Source organism: Aeromicrobium chenweiae (assembly GCF_003065605.1).
In the GTDB taxonomy this organism is placed as follows: domain Bacteria; phylum Actinomycetota; class Actinomycetes; order Propionibacteriales; family Nocardioidaceae; genus Aeromicrobium; species Aeromicrobium chenweiae.
On the sequence record NZ_CP026952.1, the window covers coordinates 2,436,579 to 2,453,440 of the forward strand.

Genomic DNA, 16,862 nt, shown 5'->3' on the forward strand with positions numbered 1-16,862 from the left:
CTCAGAGGAACTCTCGCGGGTCGAACTCGGCGATCGGGATGACGCGAATGCGCGGCAGCCTGGTGTTGAACGCCTGGACGTCGTACTCGAGGTCGTGGAACTCCAGGCCCCGGTCGATCAGCGGCACGAAGCCGGCGCTGCGGAACTCGCGGAACGCGAGCAGCGCCGTCCGCCGGCCCGGCCCCACCAGGGGGCTCAGCTGCTCGACGAAGTCGCCGTCGTTGCTGGCCAGCATCACGTCGGCCTCGCGACGACCGAGCTCCTCCAGGGTGCGCTGGATCGCGATGTCGACGACCTTCTCGTCGGCGTTGCCCGACAGCGGCACCGGGCGGAAGCCGATCGCGGTGAGCGCCTGCACGAACGGCATCGGCAGCTCGCCGTTGGCCGCGAGGAAGAACAGCCCGGCGACCGGCTGGTCCCACGTGTCCTCGGCGAACTGCAGGAGACGGTCCCACCGGGGACGCTCGTGCGGCTGCGGCCGGCGACCGAGGATGGACTGACCCAGGGTCGCGTCGATGTTCTCGCCGTCGACCAGGACGTACGTGGTGCGATCAGTCATGCTCGGACCCTACGCGGTGCACCGGCCAGGGCGCCCGGCGAGTGGGTCAGACCACCAGCGGGGCCACGGCCTCGCGGATCACGTCGGGGACCGGCGTCACCGTGCGCGCCTCGGCGTCGACGTAGACGTGCACGAAGTGGCCGATCGCCGCCGGCTCGTCGTCGTCGCCCTGGAACAGCGCGATGCGGTAGACGATGCTCGACGTGCCGAGCCGGGTCACGGCGAGACCGGCCTGGACGTCCGCGGGGAAGCCCAGCTCACGGAGATACTCGCAGCGGGTCTCCTTGACCAGCCCGACCGCGTCCAGCCGGCGGATGTCGGTGCCGGTCGCGTCGATGAGGAATCCGTTGACCGCCGTGTCGAAGTACGAGTAGTAGACGACGTTGTTGACGTGGCCGTAGACGTCCTCGTCCTCCCAGCGCGTGGTGATCGTGCGCAGGACCGCGAAGTCCGTGCGCAGGCGCGGCTCGCTCACGCCGGTTCCTCCTCGCGCAGGCGCTGGCTGATGACTGCGGAGACCCCGTCGCCGCGCATCGAGACGCCGTAGAGCGCGTCGGCGACCTCCATCGTGCGCTTCTGGTGGGTGATGACGATGAGCTGGGAGTTCGCGCGCAGCTCTTCGTACAGCTCCAGCAGGCGTCCGAGGTTGGCGTCGTCCAGGGCCGCCTCGACCTCGTCGAGGATGTAGAACGGGCTGGGCCGCGCCTTGAACAGCGCGACCAGGAACGCGACCGCCACGAGCGACCGCTCACCGCCGGACAGCAGCGACAGCCGCTTGACCTTCTTGCCCGCCGGGCGCGCCTCCACGTCGATGCCGGTCGTCAGCATGTTCTGCGGGTCGGTGAGCACGAGCGCCCCCTCGCCGCCGGGGAACAGCCGGCTGAAGACGTGCTGGAACGCGTTCTCCACGTCGTACCAGGCCTCGGTGAAGACCTGCTCGACCTTGGCGTCGACCTCCTCGACGATGTCGAGCAGGTCCTGGCGGGTCTTGCGCAGGTCGTCGAGCTGCTCGGACAGGAACTGGTGGCGCTCCTCCAGGGCGGTGAACTCCTCGAGGGCCAACGGGTTGACCTTGCCGAGCATCGCCATCGAGCGCTCGGCCGTGCGCAGCCGCTTGACCTGGGTCTCGCGGTCGTACGGGACGGGCTCGGTGGGCAGCGAGTCGTCCTCGCCCTCGACCGTGACGGGCGGGACGAGCTGGTCGGGCCCGTAGTCGGCGACCAGGGTCTCGACCTCGAGGCCGAGCTCCTCCAGCGCCCGGGTCTCCAGGGCCTCCAGCCGCAGGCGCAGCTCGGCACGGGCCATCTGGTCCTTGTGCACCGTGTCGGTCAGGCCGTCGAGCTGGGTGGACAAGTCGCGCAGCCGGGACCGGACGCTGCGGAGGGTCTCCTCGCGCCCCGACCGGGACGTCTCGATCGCGGTGCGCAGGGCCGATGCCGTCGCGATCGACCGTTCCAGGCGGGCCAGGACCTGGTCGCTGGCCAGGATGACCGCCCGCGCGGTCTCGGCCTCGCGCAGCTGGCGGGCGCGACGCTCCGCGGCACGGCGCCTCGACTCCCGCTCGGACGTCGCGGCCTCGAACAGGGCCGTGACCTGGCCCTCGAGAGCGCGGGCGCGCTCCTCGTTCGTGCGCAGCGACAGACGGGCCTCGGTCTCGGCGCGGCGGCACGCGGACGCCTTCTCCGCGAGCTCCTCGAGCAGGGCGGTGTCGGGCTCCTCCTCCGGCGCGGACTCGGCCTGCGCCAGGCGCTCCTCGAGCTCCTGGAGGCCCGAGAGGTCACCGGCCATGGCCTCCTCGGCCTTGGTGATCGCGGCGGACAGTCGTTCGGCCTCGCCCCGTGCCGCCCGCGTCGTGGCGCCGAGGTGGCCGAGCTGCTCCGCGACGGCGGCCATCGTGGCGTCGGACTCGTGCAGCTCGCCGAGCGCGGCGTCGACGCGTTCCTGCGCCGCGGCGCGTGCCGTCTCGCCGGCCTCCTGCTCGAACCGCAGGCGCTCGAGGGTGTGGACGGCCGCGGCGAGGTCCTCGTCGGCCTGGGTGATCGCCGCCTGCACCTCGATGAGGCTCTGCTTGGACGTCGACCCTCCGGCCGCGAAGTGCGCCCCGAGGACGTCGCCCTCGCGGGTCACGGCGGTGACGTCGGGCGCGACCCGGACGACCTCCTGCGACTGGTCGAGCGTGTCGACGACGGCGACCTTGAACAGCAGCCGGCGCAGCGCCCCCTGCAGGGCGGCGGGACCGTCCACCACGTCGACCGCGTACGTCGCGAAGTCGGGCAGCCCCGGCCAGGTCGAGTCGTCGATCTCGCCGCCGCCCAGCAGCATGCCGGCGCGGCCGAGGTCCTCGGACTTCAGCTTCTCCATCGCCGACACGGCCGTGTCGAGGTGGTCGACGGCGACGGCGTCGGCAGCGGAGCCGAGCGCGGCGGCGATGGCCGTCTCGAAGCCGGCGCGCACGGTCAGCAGGGCCGCGACCGAGCCCAGCAGGCCGCTGATCTCGTCGGTCGCCGCGAGCAGCGCACCGGCGCCGTCCTTGCGGGCCAGCCCCAGCTCGAGGGCCTCCTTGCGGGCGGTGAGCGCCGCCTGCTGGCGCTCGGCGTCCTGCACCTGCGTGCCGAGGGCCGACAGCGTCGCGGTCGCCTCGGACAGGTCGGCCTCCGCGGCCTCGAGCTGCTCGTCGAGGCCCGACTCCCCCGCGTTGAGCCCGGCGATCTCGTTCTCGAGGGCGGTGAACTGTCGCTGCGCGTCGAGCGCACGCGCCTCGGCCTCGTCGCGGGCGGCGGTGAGCCGGCCGATCTCCTCCCCCGCGGCGGTCGAGCGACTCTTGAGCGCGTTGACCTGGCCGTGGAGGCGTGCGAGGCCCTCGCGCTGGTCGGCCGCGGCGCGCAGCAGCCCGGCGACCCGACGCTCCTCGGCGGTGTAGGTCGCCTCGGCCTCGTTGCGCTCGGCGATGACCGCGGCGAGCGCGGCGGTCGCCTCGGCGACGCTGGCGCTCAGCTGGGTGTGCTGCTCCTGGGCGCGACGGGCCTCGGCCTCGAGCTCCTCGGGCTCGCGACCGACGTGGCGGTCGTCGGCCTCGACGGCCGCGAGACGGACGCGCTCGTTCGCCAGTCCTGCGGTTCCCCGGATGCGCTCGCGCAGGCCGGAGAGGCTGTACCAGGTCTCCTGGGCCGCGGACAGCCGAGGAGAGTCCTCGCGCAGCTGGTCCTCCAGCTCGGTCTCCTGCTCCCGGGCCGCGGCGATGGCCTGCTCGACCGCCTGCCGCTTCTCCTTCAGTGCCGTCTCGTCCGCGAGCTCCTCGGCGATCGTGGTGCGCGCGGTGACGATGTCGTCGGCGAGCAGGCGCGCCCGGGCGTCACGGACGTCGGCCTGGATGACCGCGGCACGACGCGCCACCTCCGCCTGGCGGCCGAGCGGCTTGAGCTGGCGGCGCAGCTCGGTCAGGACGTCGTTCAGGCGGGTCAGGTTGCCCTGGGTGGCGTCCAGCTTGCGGATCGCCTTCTCCTTGCGCTTGCGGTGCTTCAGGACGCCCGCAGCCTCCTCGATGAAGCCGCGGCGCTCCTCCGGCGTGGCCCGCAGGACGCTGTCGAGCTGGCCCTGGCCGACGATGACGTGCATCTCGCGGCCGATGCCCGAGTCGCTCAGCAGCTCCTGGACGTCCAGGAGGCGGCACGTGCTGCCGTTGATCGCGTACTCCGAGCCGCCGTTGCGGAACATCGTGCGCGAGATCGTGACCTCCGTGTACTCGATCGGCAGGGCACCGTCGGAGTTGTCGATCGTCAGCACGACCTCGGCGCGACCGAGCGGCGGGCGGCCGGACGTCCCGGCGAAGATGACGTCCTCCATCTTGCCGCCGCGCAGGGACTTCGCGCCCTGCTCGCCCATGACCCACGAGAGCGCGTCGACGACGTTGGACTTGCCCGAGCCGTTGGGACCGACGACACACGTGATGCCGGGCTCGAGCTGAAGGGTCGTCGAGGAGGCGAAGGACTTGAACCCACGCAGTGTGAGGCTCTTGAGGTACAACTGGGCTCCTACGTACGACGGTTGGGAGCCACCCTAGTGTGGCCGAACGTCAGTGAGCGACAGGCTCGGCGAGGTCTTCGGCAGTCACCAGGTCGACCCGCTCACGCAGGGTCGCGAGGAGACCGTCGTTCTCCACCTTGAGTCGCAGCACCTCGTTCTCGAGGTCGCTGACGCGACGTCGCAGTGCCGCGGTCTCTCGCACCTGGTCGGGGGTGGGTCCACCGAGGTATCCGAGAAGTGCTTTGGCCATGGTTGTTCTCCGCGCGAAATAGACTGTTCTGATGGGCAGAAAACGATGATCTGCGTCTCGTAGTCTCCCACTTTCGAGGCGTCCGGGTCAACTGCGCCCCCCATGGCTACGCTGGCGTGATGGACGGACTCTTCGCCCCGGTCGAGGGCACCTGGCAGCCTGTCTCTCCCCGGCTCGCCACCGTCCGCCGGATCCTGCTGGTCCCCCTCCTCGTGGCGCTCGCGCTGGCCGGCCTCGTCCTGGTCGTCCTGCGCCTCGGCTCCTGGACCACCGTGCTCGGTGCCGCCCTCCTGGTCACGGGCCTCGCCGGCGCGGGCTGGACCTGGGTGTGGGCGGGACGCAACCAGCGCAGCTGGGGCTACGCCGAGAACGCGGACGACCTCCTGGTCACCCGCGGCGTGATGTTCAAGCGGCTCGTCGCGATCCCGTACGGCCGCATGCAGTTCGTCGACGTCGAGGCCGGACCGATCGCGCGGGCGTTCGGCATCGCGACGGTCACGCTGCACACCGCGAGCCCCGAGACGGCCGCCGAGATCCCGGGACTGCCCGCGGCCCAGGCGACGCGGCTGCGCAACCGGTTGACCGAGCTCGGTGAGGCCCGTGGCGCCGGTCTCTGACGTCGCGGCCCCCGAGATCGCGGGCCTTCGCACCCACCCCCTGACCGCGGTGGTGCAGGGGGCGCGCTGGGCCGCGGCCGCGTCGGTCGGCCTGGTCGGGTCGATCTTCACCGGCGACGGGTGGGGCGACCTCAACCCGTTCCTCAGCCTGCTGGCGGCGCTCGCCGGCGGGCTCGTGCTGGGCCTGCTCCTGGGCTTCGTCTCCTGGCGGTTCACCCGTTACGTGATCGACGGCGCCGAGCTCCGGATCAGCTCGGGCGTCGTCACCAAGGCCTCGCGCCGGATCCCGTACGAGCGGATCCAGTCCGTCGACATCGCACAACCCCTCGTCGCGCGGGTGCTCGCGCTGGCCGAGCTGCGCATCGAGATGGCCGGCGGCAGGGACTCGCGGACGTCCCTGCGGTTCCTGCGGCTCGCGGACGCCGCGACGCTGCGGCAGGTGCTGCTGTCGCGCGCCCACGGCGAGGAGGTCGAGGCGGCGACCGAGGAGCACCGGACCGCGATCACGGTCGTGCCGCCGGAGCGGGTCGTGCTCGGCACCGTGCTCTCCCTGGACTTCCTCTTCGCCGCGGTCGGCTCGGTCGCGCTCGTCGTGCTCATGATCTGGTTCGGCCAGGTCGTGGTGCTGCTCGGTGGTGTCCTGCCGCTGGCCTCGTGGCTCGGGCAGATCGTCGCCCACCGGGTGCTCCAGCAGTGGGACTTCACCCTCTCGCGGGGAGAGCGAGGGCTGCGCATCGAGCGCGGCCTGCTCTCCCGGACGTCCCAGACGATCCCGTTCGCCCGCGTGCAGGGCGTCGCGGTCAAGGAGCCGTTCGTCTGGCGGCGGCTGGGCTGGCAGCGGCTCGAGGTCGACGTCGCCGGGTACGCCGAGCACGACTCCGAGCAGCAGGAGGACTCCTCGTCGACGCTGCTGCCCATCGCCGACCGCGTCCTGGCCGCCGCGGTGATCGACGAGCTGATCCCCGGCACCACCACCGCGGACCTCGTCCGCACCCGGGCACCGAGGCGCTCGTGGGTGTTCGCGCCCATCGGCTGGCGCAACCGGTGGATCGCGGCGGACGACACCGCGTTCGTGGCGCACGAGGGCTGGGTCCAGCGGCGCACCAGCATCGTCCCGCACTCCAAGACCCAGTCGGTCGAGCTGCGACAGGGGCCCCTCCAGCGGCGGCTCCACGTCGCGACGGTCGAGGTGCACACCCCGAAGGGCCCGGTCGACGCGGACGGCCGGCACCTCGACGAGCACGACGCCCGCGCCGCCCTGGTCGCGCAGCTCGAGCGGGCCCGCGCCTCGCGCGCCTAGCCCCCGGGGAGCGCGGTGCATACGCCACCGAATGCCCGGGGGGCGCGGTGCATACGCCACCGAATGCCCGGGGGCGCGGTGCATACGCCACCGAATGGCTCGGGCGCGGTGCATACGCCACCGAATAGGCCCGTTTCAGCCCTCATTCGGTGGCGCATCCACCGCGGCCCGCGGGAACGGTGGCACATCCACCGCGGCCCGCGGGAAAGGTGGCACATCCACCGCGGCCACGCGGGGAACGGGGACGGCTAGCGGGCGCGGGCGCGTTCGACCGTCGTCATGACGTGGAAGACCACGATCGCGGCGATGGCGCCGAGGGCGATGCCGGTGAACTCCATGTCCCCGACGACGATCCGCAGGTCGCCGATGCCGATGACCAGGGCCACTGCGGCGGTGAACTGGTTGACCGGCTTCGAGAAGTCGACGTTGTTGTCGATCCAGATCTTGATGCCGATGATGCCGATCAGTCCGTAGAGCGCCACGGTCACGCCGCCGAGCACTCCGGGCGGCACAGTCCGGATGACCTCGCCGATCTTGGGTGAGAGCCCCAGCAGGATCGCCAGGATGCCGGCGACCCAGTAGGCCGCGGTCGAGTAGACGCGGGTCGCGGCCATCACGCCGATGTTCTCGCCGTACGTCGTGGTGCCCGACCCGCCCGCGGCTCCGGCGAGGGTCGTGGCGAGGCCGTCCGCGAGCAGCGCTCGGCCCGTCGTCTGGTTGATCGTGTCGTCCTCGGCGAGCTGGGCCACGCTGCGCACGTGCCCGACGTTCTCGGCGATGAGCACCAGCACGACCGGCAGGAACGCCGGCAGCACCGACCACGCGAACTCGGGCGACTGGAACTCGGGCAGCCCGACCCAGGCGGCCTTCTTGACCTCCGTGAAGTCCAGGGCTCCGGCGAACGCAGCCACGACGTACCCGGCCACCACACCGATCACGATCGAGAGCCGGGCCACGAGGCCGCGCGCGAACACAGCGACCAGCAGCACCACGGCCAGCGTCACGAGGGCCGTCCAGGGCGCCTGCTCGAAGTTGTCCGTCGCGGCGCCGGAGAGGTTGAAGCCGATCAGCGCGACGATGGAGCCGGCGACGACCGGCGGCATCAGCGACTGGATCCATCCCGTGCCGGTCCACAGGACGAGGACGCCGACGAGTGCGAGCAGCACGCCGCAGGCCGCCACGCCGAACAGGGCCGTCCCGATGTCGTCCCCGCCGGCCTTCGCGGCGGCGATCGGGGCGAGGAACGCGAAGGAGGAGCCGAGATAGCTCGGCAGCCGGTTGCCGGTCAGCACCAGGAACAACAGCGTCCCGACGCCGGAGAAGAAGATCGTCGTCGACGGCGGGAAGCCGGTGATGATCGGCACCAGGAACGTCGCGCCGAACATCGCGACGACGTGCTGGGCGCCGAAGCCGATGGTCCGAGGCCAGCTCAGCCGCTCGCCCGGGGCGACGATCTCGCCCTCGGTGATCGTCCGGCCGTCACCGTGCAGGGTCCAGGGCAGAGGCATGAGGCGTCCTTCTCTTCTTGTGACAGCGGCGCACCGCGCCTGGAGGAGGTTATCCGCCCGACGTGCCATCCTCGGCGAGCGGGTCGAGCGGTGCGCTGATGGAGCGCGAGTCGAGCCAGCCGTCGGGCACCGACACCTTCTTGGGAGTGCCCTGACGTCCACGCGGCGTGCCCAGCTCACCCACCGGGTACGGCTCGGTCGGGTCGAGCCGGCCCAGGAGGTCGTCCAGGTCGGCGAACGACGACACCATGCCCAGGCGGCTGCGGACGTCCTTGCCGGCGGCGAATCCCTTGAGGTACCACGCGATGTGCTTGCGGAACTCGATGCAACCCCGCTCCTCACCCATGATCCCCGCGAGCAGCTCGGCGTGCCGGCGCATCACCGCGGTGACCTCGCCCAGGCGCGGCAGACCGACGACGGTCTCGCCGGAGAACGCCGCCGCCAGGTCGCGGAACAGCCACGGACGTCCCAGGCACCCGCGGCCGACAACCACGCCGTCGCACCCGGTCTCCTCGACCATGCGGATCGCGTCGGCGGCCTCCCAGATGTCGCCGTTGCCGAGCACCGGGATGTCGACGGACGACTTGAGCTCGGCGATCGACTCCCAGTCGGCCCGGCCGGAGTAGTGCTGCACCGCGGTACGGCCGTGCAGGGCGATCGCGGCGCAGCCGGTGTCCTGGGCGATGCGGCCCGCGTCGAGGTACGTCAGGTGGTCGTCGTCGATCCCCTTGCGCGTCTTCATGGTGACCGGGACGCCGTAGGGCGCGGCAGCGGCGACGGCGGCGGTCAGGATCTGCCCGAGCAGGACGTCCTTCCACGGCAGGGCCGCTCCCCCGCCCTTGCGGGTCACCTTGGGCACCGGGCAGCCGAAGTTGAGGTCGACGTGATCGACACCGTGGTCTGCGCACAGGATCTCGACCGCCCGGCCGATCGTCGTGGGGTCCACGCCGTACAGCTGCACGGACCGATAGGTCTCGTTGGGCGCGAACGTCAGCATCGCGAGGCTCGTCTTGTCGCCCTCGACGATGCCGCGGGACGTGATCATCTCGCAGACGTACAGCCCTGCCCCCTGCTCGGCGCACAGCTGGCGGAACGCCGCGTTCGTGACCCCTGCCATCGGCGCGAGGACGACCGGCGTGGCGACCTCGAGGTCGCCCAGCCGCAGCGTGCGGGGCATCGTGGCGATCGACATGACTCCATTGTCGCGCACCGGCCCGAGCGCCGTGCCGCGCGGCGTCAGGGCTGCCAGGTGACGGCGTCCTTGGCCGAGCCGGGCTGCAGGTCGATCGAGACGAGCTTGCGCCCGCGCGGGAGGAGGTAGACCAGGCACAGGTTCGCCGAGGCGCCGGGCAGGAAGCTCTTGGGCAGCGTGGACCGCGGGCACGGCTTGAACGTCCCGACGATGTCGTTGGCGGGGAGCTGGGTGTTGCTGTCGTCGTGCGCGAAGATCGGCACCGCGGCGCCGCCGAGCCCGGCCGGGCCCTCGTTCTTGACCTTGACGGTGACGTAGAAGGGCGTCGACCTCTTCGTCTCCGCGTCGAGGGAGAAGAACTGGAAGTCCTTCATCGATCCCTTCTTCACCCGCGCCACCGTGACGGTGACCGCGCTCGCGGCACGGTCACCGACCTGCTGGACCACGCTCGCGGGCTTGCCCTGGGCCAGCTTCGTGCCACCGGGGGTCAGCGTCACGCCCGCGGGCACGTCGAACCCCTTCGGCACGGCGACGGCGTCCGACGCCTTCGTCTTCTCGTCCGGCTCCGAGTCCGAGGAGCAGCCGCCGAGCACCAGCGCGGCGGCCACCCCGACGGCAGCGATCCTTCGTGTCCTCACGCGCCGATTGTGCGGCACGGGAGGATCAGCAGCCCGGAAGGCGCGCCGCGAGCCACGACGTCACCTGGTCGAGCGCGATGCGCTCCTGCTGCATGGTGTCGCGGTCGCGGATCGTCACGGCCTGGTCCTCGAGGGTGTCGAAGTCGACCGTGATGCAGTACGGCGTGCCGATCTCGTCCTGACGGCGGTAGCGCTTGCCGATGGCCTGGGCGTCGTCGAACTCGACGTTCCAGAAGCCCCGGAGCTCCGCGGCCAGCGCACGCGCCTTGGGCGAGAGATCCTCGTTGCGCGACAGCGGCAGCACTGCGGCCTTGACCGGAGCAAGGCGCTTGTCGAGCTTCAGCACGGTCCGCTTGTCGGTGCCGCCCTTGGCGTTCGGCACCTCCTCGTCGACGTACGCGTCGATGAGGAACGCCATCATGGAGCGGTTGACGCCCGCTGCCGGCTCGATGACGTACGGCGTCCAGCGCTCGTTGGCGGCCTGGTCGAAGTACTGCAGGTCCTTGCCGGAGTGCTCGGCGTGCGTCTTGAGGTCGAAGTCGGTGCGGTTCGCGATGCCCTCGAGCTCGCCCCACGTGGAGCCGGCGAACTCGAAGCGGTACTCGATGTCGACGGTCCGCTTGGAGTAGTGCGAGAGCTTCTCGGCGGGGTGCTCGAAGAAGCGCAGGTTGTCGGGGTTGATGCCGAGGCCGGTGTACCAGTCCATCCGGATCTTCATCCAGGTCTCCTGCCACTCCTCGTCCGTGCCCGGCTCGACGAAGAACTCCATCTCCATCTGCTCGAACTCGCGGGTGCGGAAGATGAAGTTGCCCGGCGTGATCTCGTTGCGGAAGCTCTTGCCGATCTGGCCGATGCCGAACGGAGGCTTCTTGCGCGAGGTGGTCATCACCTGCAGGAAGTTGATGAAGATGCCCTGGGCGGTCTCGGGGCGCAGGTAGTGCAGGCCCTCCTCGGACTCGACGGGGCCGAGGAACGTCTTGAGCAGGCCGTTGAACATCCGGGGCTCGGTCCACTCGCCGCGGGTGCCGCAGTTCGCGCACACGATGAGGGTCATGTCGACCGAGTCGGGGTCGTCGATGCCCTTCTTCTCGGCGTACGCCTCCTGCAGGTGGTCCTGGCGGTAGCGCTTGTGGCAGTGCCGGCACTCGACCAGCGGGTCGACGAACGCCGACAGGTGACCGGACGCCTTCCAGACGTCGGTCGGCAGGATGACCGAGGAGTCGAGGCCCACGACGTCGTCGCGGCCCTGCACCATCGAGCGCCACCACTGCCGCTTGATGTTGTCCTTGAGCTCGACACCGAGCGGTCCGTAGTCCCACGCCGACTTGGTGCCGCCGTAGATCTCGCCGCACTGGTAGACGAATCCCCTGCGCTTGCTGAGGCTGATGACGTTGTCGACTGTTGATGCCATGAGGGGATGTTTCCAATCCGGCTGGGTGTCGGCGGGCCTGTGCACGTCATCGTGATGACGTACGCCCGAGGGTGCGCTCAAGCCTAGCGGCGTGATCCTCCGCCCCTCGCGGCGCGGTCGCGCCGTCGCAGCACGATTTGACAATGATTCCCACTGTGACTGAGAATCGTTCTCATGAGGAAGTCCCTGAGCCTGCTCGCGATCGCCCCGCTCGTCACCCTCCTTGCCGCATGCGGGGCGACAGCGAACGACGACGGACGGACGCGCGTCGTCGCCTCCTTCTACCCGTTCGCGTTCGTCACCGAGCAGGTCGGGGGCTCCTTCGTCAACGTCCAGAACCTCACCTCCCCCGGCGTCGAGCCCCACGACCTCGAGCTCAAGCCCAAGCAGGTCGCCGCGGTGCAGGACGCGGATCTGGTCGTCTACGAGAAGCACTTCCAGGCCGCGGTCGACGAGGCCGTGGACCAGGCCGGTCGCTCCACCGAGGACACGGTCGACGCCGACGCCGAGCTCGACCTGCTCCCGGCCGATGACGAGGCCGGCGAGCACGGGGAGGACCACGCGGATCACGACCACGGCGACGAGGACCCGCACACGTGGCTCGACCCGACCAACATGGTGAGGATCACCGAGGCGGTGGCCGCCAGGCTGTCCAAGCTCGACCCCGACCACGCGGAGGACTACCGCGCCAACGCCGACGCGCTCGTCGCCAGGCTGAAGAAGCTCGACGCGTCGTTCACCGAAGGGCTCAAGACCTGCGAGCGTCGCACGATCGTGACCACGCACGCGGCGTTCAAGTACCTCGCGAACCGCTACGACCTCCACCAGGAGCCGATCGCCGGCATCGACCCGACCAACGAGCCGTCCCCGTCACAGCTCGGCGACATCACCAAGCTCGTCAAGCGCGAGGGCATCACCACGATCTTCACCGAGGAGCTCGTGAGCCCCGCCATCGCGGACACCATCGCGAAGGAGACCGGGGCCACGACCGCTACGCTCGACCCGATCGAGGGACTCTCCGACGACACGTCCGACGAGGACTACGTGTCGCTGATGGAGAAGAACCTCGCCGCCCTCCAGAAGGCCAACAGCTGTTCATGACCGAGCAACCCCTCGCCGTCCGCGGCATGACCGTGACACTCGACGGTCGACCTGTCCTCCGGCAGGTGGACCTCGACGTGTTCGCCGGTGAGTTCGTGACCCTCCTGGGACCCAACGGCTCCGGCAAGTCGACGCTGGTCCGGGCCGCGATCGGCCTGGTCCCGATGGCCTCGGGCACCGTCGAGCTGTTCGGCACGCGGTTGGAGCACTTCAAGGACCGCGCCCGGCTCGGGTACGTCCCGCAGCGCTCGCGCGCGGTCGCGGGCGTCCCCGCCACCGTGCAGGAGGTCGTGATGAGCGGGCGCCTGGCGCATCGCCGGTTCTTCGGCGGCCGCACGAAGGCCGACGTCCGCGCGGTCGATGCGGCCATCTCCCGGGTCGGCATGGCCACGCGCACGCGCTCGGCGCTCAGCGAGCTGTCCGGCGGTCAGCAGCAGCGGGTGATGATCGCCCGCGCCCTGGCCTCGGAGGCCGAGCTGCTGGTCATGGACGAGCCCACCGCCGGCGTCGACCACGACAACCAGGAGTCATTGGCCGAGCTGCTGGGCGGACTCGTCCACGACGGGGCCTCGGTCCTGCTGGTGGCGCACGAGCTCGGCCCGCTGCGCCCGCTGATCGACCGCGCGGTCGTCCTGCAGGACGGCACGGTCGCGTACGACGGGCCGGTCGACAGCCTCATCGGCGAGGACCACGCCCACGTGCACCCGCACGGCGGGCGACCGCACCTCCCCGAGGGTCTCGGCGGCGAAGGGATCTGGCGATGATCGAGCTGCTCGACTACGACTTCATGCGGCGCGCGCTGGTCGCCGCCGTGTTCACCGGCCTGGCGGCGCCCGCCATCGGCACGTTCCTGGTGCAGCGCCGCCTCGCGCTGCTGGGCGACGGTCTCGGCCACGTCGCGCTCACCGGTGTGGCCCTGGGTCTGCTGACCGGCGTCGCGCCGATCCTCACCGCGGTGATCGTCGCGGCACTCGGCGCGGTGCTGATCGAGCTGCTGCGCATGTTCGGCCGCACCAGTGGCGACGTGGCCCTCGCGATGCTGTTCTACGGCGGCATCGCCGGAGGCGTGCTGCTCATCGACCTCGCCGGCGAGAGCGCCGCGTCGCTCAACAGCTACCTGTTCGGGTCCATCCTCACGGTGTCCTCCGGCGACCTGGTGCTGGTGGGCGTCCTCGGGGCGATCGTCATCGCGCTGACCATCGGCCTGTCGCCCCAGCTGTTCGCGGTGTGCCAGGACGAGGAGCACGCGCGCGTCAGCGGCGTCCCCGTCAAGGCGTACAGCCTGCTCATCGCGGTGCTCGCCGCCGTCACGATCACCGTCGCGATGCGCACGGTGGGCCTGCTGCTCGTCTCCGCGCTCATGGTCGTCCCGGTCGCAGCGTCCCAGCAGCTCACCCGGAGCTTCCGCACGACGCATCTCGCGTCCATGGTGATCGGTCTCGTCGCGGCGCTGGGCGGCCTGGTGACGAGCTACGAGACCGAGACCCCGCCGGGCCCGACGATCGTCATGCTCGCGCTCGTCATCTTCGGTGTCGCCGCCCTCGTCGGCACCGTGCTCAGGCGGACCGGGACCCGCCGCCGTCCAGTAGGTTCGGGCTGAGGAGAAGTCATGGTCGAAGCACCCCGCAACACCCGCCAGCGACGTGCCGTCGTCGCGATCCTGGAGGATCTCGACGGCTTCGCGAGCGCCCAGGAGATCCACGACATCCTCAAGCAGCGCGGTGAGTCAGTCGGCCTGTCGACGGTCTACCGCAGCCTGCAGGTTCTCGCCGACGCGGCCGAGGTCGACGCCCTGCGCAACGACGACGGCGAGGTGCTCTACCGCCAGTGCAGCGCCGGGCACCACCACCACCTGGTGTGCCGATCGTGCGGGCGCACCGTGGAGGTCGAGGGACCGACCGTCGAACGCTGGGCCGACAAGATCGCCGGCGAGAACGGCTTCCGCGACGTCGCACACACCCTCGAGATCTTCGGCACCTGCGCGAACTGCGCCTAGGGGCCGCCCGGCGGGTCAGCGCGAGGTGGAGCCGACCTCGATCGACCGAGCCATCTGGTGCAGCTCGTCGATGCGCTCGGCTGGGACGTCCTTCAGCGGTGCGCTGGCGCTGAGCAGCGCCCCGGCGACCACTCCCCCCGGGAACGATCCGAAGAGCGTCACATTGCTGAACTCCTCGCCGTCGTCGACCACGGCGAGCCAGTCCCGGCCACCCAGTCGAACCTCCTGGATCGCTACGCCGCGGCCCTTCGCACTTTCCTCGGCCTGCTCCCTCGGAGACGTGCCGACCCCCGCGACGACCCGGATGCCGTAGAGCACACCGTCGATCTCGACCGAGCTCGACGTCTCGTCCGCCTTGCCTTCCGCATAGGACGCCGGGAACTGCCAGGACATCGGCGAGTCGCCGCCGAACCTGAAGGTGTGGCTGGTCTGCTCGGCAGCCAGCAGATCTTCGCCCACGTTCGAGGTGTCATACGGATACCCCTGCTCAGCTGCCCGGGACGCACCGGCCGCGGGCTTCTGCTCCCTGTCCGAGTCGCTGCACGATGCGAGCGACACGCTCAGCACCGCCGCCACCACGCCGCTCACCAGCCGGCGGCTCCACGCCGCACGCCCCGTCATCTCGAGCTGCCGGCCTCGACCTCGATCGACTGAGCCATCTCGTGCAGCTCGTCGATGCGCTCGGGCGGGACGTCCGCGAGCGGGGCCTGGGCGGTGAAGCCGGCACCCGCCACGATCTGTCCGGGGAAGGCACCGAGCAGGACGACCTGCGAGAAATCGTCTCCGTCGTCAACCACCGCGACCCAGTCACGACCGCCGATGGTGACGTCGTAGATCCCGCCCCCCTTGCCCAGACGCAGCCGCGAGGCGAACTCCTCGGCCTTGGCCCGGGGCGTACTGCTGGTGCTTGCCACCGCCAGCAGACCGAACCTCACGTCGTCCACCTCGATCGTGGTCGAGGTCTCGTCCGTCTCGCCCTCGGCGTAGAACGTCGGGAACCGCCACGACATCGGCGCCTTGCCACCGAACGTCGAGCTGGACCGCTTGTCGACGAGCAGGTCGTCGCCCACGTCAGAGGTGTCGAACGGATACCCCTCTGCTGCTGCCGTGGACGCACCTGCGGCCGGCTTCTGCTCCTTCTCCGAGTCGCTGCACGATGCGAGCGACACGCTCAGCGCTGCCGCCGCGACGCCGCTCACCAGCCGGCGAGTCCACACCACACGCACCGTCATCCCGAGCTGCCTGCCTCGATCTCGATCGACTGGACCATCTGGTGCAGCTCGTCGATGCGCTCGGCCGGGATGTCCTTGAGCGGGACGTCAGCGCTGAACCCCGCGCCGGCGACGACGCCTCTGGGGAACGAACCGTAAAGAACGACCTGGGACAGCGAGGTGCCCTCGTCGACGACCGCGACCCAGACCCGCCCACCGAGGCTGACCTCGTGGATTCCGTCCTTCCCGACGTCCAGCTGAGCCGCGAGCTTCTCGGCACGCGCTTGCGGGGTGGTTCCGGTCCCGGCGACCACCTGGATGCCGTACCGCACCCCGTCGACCTTGATCGTGCCCGAGGTCTCGTCGGTCTCGCCGTCGGCGTAGAACGCCGGGAAGCGCCACGACGTCGGCGCGTCCTTGCCGAAGCTGAAGGATGTCCGCGCAGCCGAGAGCAGGTCGTCCCCGCCGTCCGAGGTGTCGAACGGGTATCCCTCTGCTGCTGCCGTGGACGCGCCTGCAGCCGGCTTCTGCTGCTCCTTATCCGAGCCGCTGCACGCCGTCAGCGACAACCCCGACACCGTGAGCACGAGGCCGACCAGCAGCCCTCGGACGCGCTTCGAACGACCCATCATCGACGTCCTTGCCTTCCTCTCGTTCGTCATGGCGTCACCGCCTTCGCGCGACGCACCGCGCCGTGGTTGCCCTCACCACACGGGGTGTCGGTGTTGCCGCGGAGCGTGTGCGCGGCGGGATCGTCGGGGTCGAAGCACACCGCGCGATCCGCCAGGCGTGCCGACGGCTTCCAGATCGGGTCCTGGGTCTCGAACCATCGCCCCTCGGCCCTGTACCGGTACCGGACGTTCGCGCCCTCGATGGTGCTTCGTCCAACGCCGCTGCTGGAGCTGCGCGTCTCCGGGTCGTACGACGTGTACTCGACCTGCGTGGTCGTCGCGGTCAGCGGCGCGTTCTTCGAGGCGCCGGTCCTCTCCACAGCGATCACGACACCGATCGCCACGGCACCGGCGACCAGGAGGAACCCGACGATCACCAGGCAAC

18 protein-coding genes are annotated in these 16,862 nt (G+C 70.7%); 6 read left to right on the forward strand and 12 right to left on the reverse strand.

What is annotated here, in order from left to right; translation table 11 throughout:
• Position 1 precedes the first annotated feature (1 nt).
• Genes C3E78_RS11785 through C3E78_RS11800 form a run of 4 tightly spaced genes read right to left on the reverse strand, consistent with a single transcriptional unit; the run spans position 2 to position 4,832 of the window.
• On the reverse strand, positions 2 to 559 hold the full coding sequence (locus C3E78_RS11785) for an NYN domain-containing protein (RefSeq protein ID WP_108578598.1): 558 nt from the start codon (positions 557 to 559) through the stop codon (positions 2 to 4).
• A gap of 46 nt (positions 560 to 605) precedes the next feature.
• On the reverse strand, positions 606 to 1,034 hold the full coding sequence (locus tag C3E78_RS11790; protein ID WP_108578600.1) for an acyl-CoA thioesterase: 429 nt from the start codon (positions 1,032 to 1,034) through the stop codon (positions 606 to 608).
• Complete coding sequence (smc, locus tag C3E78_RS11795; RefSeq protein WP_108578602.1) at positions 1,031 to 4,582, reverse strand: chromosome segregation protein SMC; 3,552 nt, start codon at positions 4,580 to 4,582, stop codon at positions 1,031 to 1,033. The genes C3E78_RS11790 and smc overlap by 4 nt, the downstream gene beginning before the upstream one ends.
• A 49-nt stretch (positions 4,583 to 4,631) precedes the next feature.
• Positions 4,632 to 4,832 carry a hypothetical protein gene (locus C3E78_RS11800; RefSeq protein WP_108578604.1) on the reverse strand — a complete coding sequence of 67 codons (201 nt, stop codon included), beginning with the start codon at positions 4,830 to 4,832 and terminating at the stop codon, positions 4,632 to 4,634.
• 119 nt (positions 4,833 to 4,951) lie between these two features.
• Here C3E78_RS11800 and C3E78_RS11805 point away from each other — a divergent pair, with 119 nt between their 5' ends.
• Together C3E78_RS11805 and C3E78_RS11810 are read left to right on the forward strand one after the other, a co-directional pair.
• On the forward strand, positions 4,952 to 5,449 hold the full coding sequence (locus tag C3E78_RS11805; protein ID WP_108578606.1) for a PH domain-containing protein: 498 nt from the start codon (positions 4,952 to 4,954) through the stop codon (positions 5,447 to 5,449).
• A complete protein-coding gene (locus tag C3E78_RS11810) occupies positions 5,433 to 6,749 on the forward strand; it encodes a PH domain-containing protein (RefSeq protein WP_108578608.1) in 1,317 nt (438 codons plus the stop codon). The genes C3E78_RS11805 and C3E78_RS11810 overlap by 17 nt, the downstream gene beginning before the upstream one ends.
• Before the next feature lie 248 nt (positions 6,750 to 6,997).
• Here C3E78_RS11810 and C3E78_RS11815 read toward each other — a convergent pair whose 3' ends face one another.
• Genes C3E78_RS11815 through C3E78_RS11830 form a run of 4 tightly spaced genes read right to left on the reverse strand, consistent with a single transcriptional unit; the run spans position 6,998 to position 11,498 of the window.
• The gene (locus C3E78_RS11815) at positions 6,998 to 8,257 is read right to left on the reverse strand and encodes a uracil-xanthine permease family protein (RefSeq protein ID WP_108578610.1); all 1,260 of its coding nucleotides are present in this window, start codon (positions 8,255 to 8,257) and stop codon (positions 6,998 to 7,000) included.
• Positions 8,258 to 8,306: 49 nt separating this feature from the next.
• Positions 8,307 to 9,449, reverse strand: a complete 1,143-nt coding sequence (gene dusB / locus C3E78_RS11820) for a tRNA dihydrouridine synthase DusB (protein WP_108578612.1) — start codon at positions 9,447 to 9,449, stop codon at positions 8,307 to 8,309.
• 44 nt (positions 9,450 to 9,493) lie between these two features.
• A complete protein-coding gene (locus C3E78_RS11825) occupies positions 9,494 to 10,087 on the reverse strand; it encodes a hypothetical protein (RefSeq protein WP_135804797.1) in 594 nt (197 codons plus the stop codon).
• 25 nt (positions 10,088 to 10,112) lie between these two features.
• Positions 10,113 to 11,498, reverse strand: a complete 1,386-nt coding sequence (locus C3E78_RS11830; RefSeq protein ID WP_108578616.1) for a glycine--tRNA ligase — start codon at positions 11,496 to 11,498, stop codon at positions 10,113 to 10,115.
• A gap of 174 nt (positions 11,499 to 11,672) precedes the next feature.
• On the opposite strand from C3E78_RS11830, the gene C3E78_RS11835 reads away from it, so the two are divergent.
• Genes C3E78_RS11835 through C3E78_RS11850 form a run of 4 tightly spaced genes read left to right on the forward strand, consistent with a single transcriptional unit; the run spans position 11,673 to position 14,595 of the window.
• A complete protein-coding gene (locus tag C3E78_RS11835) occupies positions 11,673 to 12,599 on the forward strand; it encodes a metal ABC transporter substrate-binding protein (protein WP_108578618.1) in 927 nt (308 codons plus the stop codon).
• Positions 12,596 to 13,363 carry a metal ABC transporter ATP-binding protein gene (locus C3E78_RS11840; RefSeq protein WP_108578620.1) on the forward strand — a complete coding sequence of 256 codons (768 nt, stop codon included), beginning with the start codon at positions 12,596 to 12,598 and terminating at the stop codon, positions 13,361 to 13,363. The genes C3E78_RS11835 and C3E78_RS11840 overlap by 4 nt, the downstream gene beginning before the upstream one ends.
• On the forward strand, positions 13,360 to 14,199 hold the full coding sequence (locus C3E78_RS11845) for a metal ABC transporter permease (RefSeq protein WP_108578622.1): 840 nt from the start codon (positions 13,360 to 13,362) through the stop codon (positions 14,197 to 14,199). Before C3E78_RS11840 ends, C3E78_RS11845 begins: the two co-directional genes overlap by 4 nt.
• Positions 14,200 to 14,208: 9 nt before the next feature.
• On the forward strand, positions 14,209 to 14,595 hold the full coding sequence (locus tag C3E78_RS11850; protein WP_108578624.1) for a Fur family transcriptional regulator: 387 nt from the start codon (positions 14,209 to 14,211) through the stop codon (positions 14,593 to 14,595).
• A 15-nt stretch (positions 14,596 to 14,610) separates the two neighbouring features.
• On the opposite strand, the gene C3E78_RS11855 is transcribed toward C3E78_RS11850, so the two are convergent.
• Genes C3E78_RS11855 through C3E78_RS11870 form a run of 4 tightly spaced genes read right to left on the reverse strand, consistent with a single transcriptional unit; the run spans position 14,611 to position 16,854 of the window.
• Positions 14,611 to 15,216: a hypothetical protein gene (locus C3E78_RS11855; RefSeq protein ID WP_135804798.1), complete on the reverse strand. Its 606-nt coding sequence runs from the start codon at positions 15,214 to 15,216 to the stop codon at positions 14,611 to 14,613.
• Positions 15,213 to 15,827: a hypothetical protein gene (locus tag C3E78_RS11860; RefSeq protein WP_108578627.1), complete on the reverse strand. Its 615-nt coding sequence runs from the start codon at positions 15,825 to 15,827 to the stop codon at positions 15,213 to 15,215. The genes C3E78_RS11855 and C3E78_RS11860 overlap by 4 nt, the downstream gene beginning before the upstream one ends.
• Positions 15,824 to 16,468, reverse strand: coding sequence for a hypothetical protein (locus C3E78_RS11865; protein ID WP_135804799.1), 645 nt, complete (start codon positions 16,466 to 16,468; stop codon positions 15,824 to 15,826). The genes C3E78_RS11860 and C3E78_RS11865 overlap by 4 nt, the downstream gene beginning before the upstream one ends.
• A complete protein-coding gene (locus C3E78_RS11870) occupies positions 16,465 to 16,854 on the reverse strand; it encodes a hypothetical protein (RefSeq protein WP_108578631.1) in 390 nt (129 codons plus the stop codon). The genes C3E78_RS11865 and C3E78_RS11870 overlap by 4 nt, the downstream gene beginning before the upstream one ends.
• Positions 16,855 to 16,862: the final 8 nt, after the last annotated feature.

Coding starts and splice junctions, on each gene's coding strand:
- C3E78_RS11835 (WP_108578618.1), top strand. CDS start 11,673: ATGAGGAAGTCCCTGAGCCTGCTCGCGATCGCCCCGCTCGTCACCCTC.
- C3E78_RS11865 (WP_135804799.1), bottom strand. CDS start 16,468: ATGACGAACGAGAGGAAGGCAAGGACGTCGATGATGGGTCGTTCGAAG.
- C3E78_RS11785 (WP_108578598.1), bottom strand. CDS start 559: ATGACTGATCGCACCACGTACGTCCTGGTCGACGGCGAGAACATCGAC.
- C3E78_RS11860 (WP_108578627.1), bottom strand. CDS start 15,827: ATGACGGTGCGTGTGGTGTGGACTCGCCGGCTGGTGAGCGGCGTCGCG.
- C3E78_RS11840 (WP_108578620.1), top strand. CDS start 12,596: ATGACCGAGCAACCCCTCGCCGTCCGCGGCATGACCGTGACACTCGAC.
- C3E78_RS11815 (WP_108578610.1), bottom strand. CDS start 8,257: ATGCCTCTGCCCTGGACCCTGCACGGTGACGGCCGGACGATCACCGAG.
- dusB (WP_108578612.1), bottom strand. CDS start 9,449: ATGTCGATCGCCACGATGCCCCGCACGCTGCGGCTGGGCGACCTCGAG.
- C3E78_RS11855 (WP_135804798.1), bottom strand. CDS start 15,216: ATGACGGGGCGTGCGGCGTGGAGCCGCCGGCTGGTGAGCGGCGTGGTG.
- C3E78_RS11830 (WP_108578616.1), bottom strand. CDS start 11,498: ATGGCATCAACAGTCGACAACGTCATCAGCCTCAGCAAGCGCAGGGGA.
- C3E78_RS11850 (WP_108578624.1), top strand. CDS start 14,209: ATGGTCGAAGCACCCCGCAACACCCGCCAGCGACGTGCCGTCGTCGCG.
- C3E78_RS11800 (WP_108578604.1), bottom strand. CDS start 4,832: ATGGCCAAAGCACTTCTCGGATACCTCGGTGGACCCACCCCCGACCAG.
- C3E78_RS11845 (WP_108578622.1), top strand. CDS start 13,360: ATGATCGAGCTGCTCGACTACGACTTCATGCGGCGCGCGCTGGTCGCC.
- C3E78_RS11805 (WP_108578606.1), top strand. CDS start 4,952: ATGGACGGACTCTTCGCCCCGGTCGAGGGCACCTGGCAGCCTGTCTCT.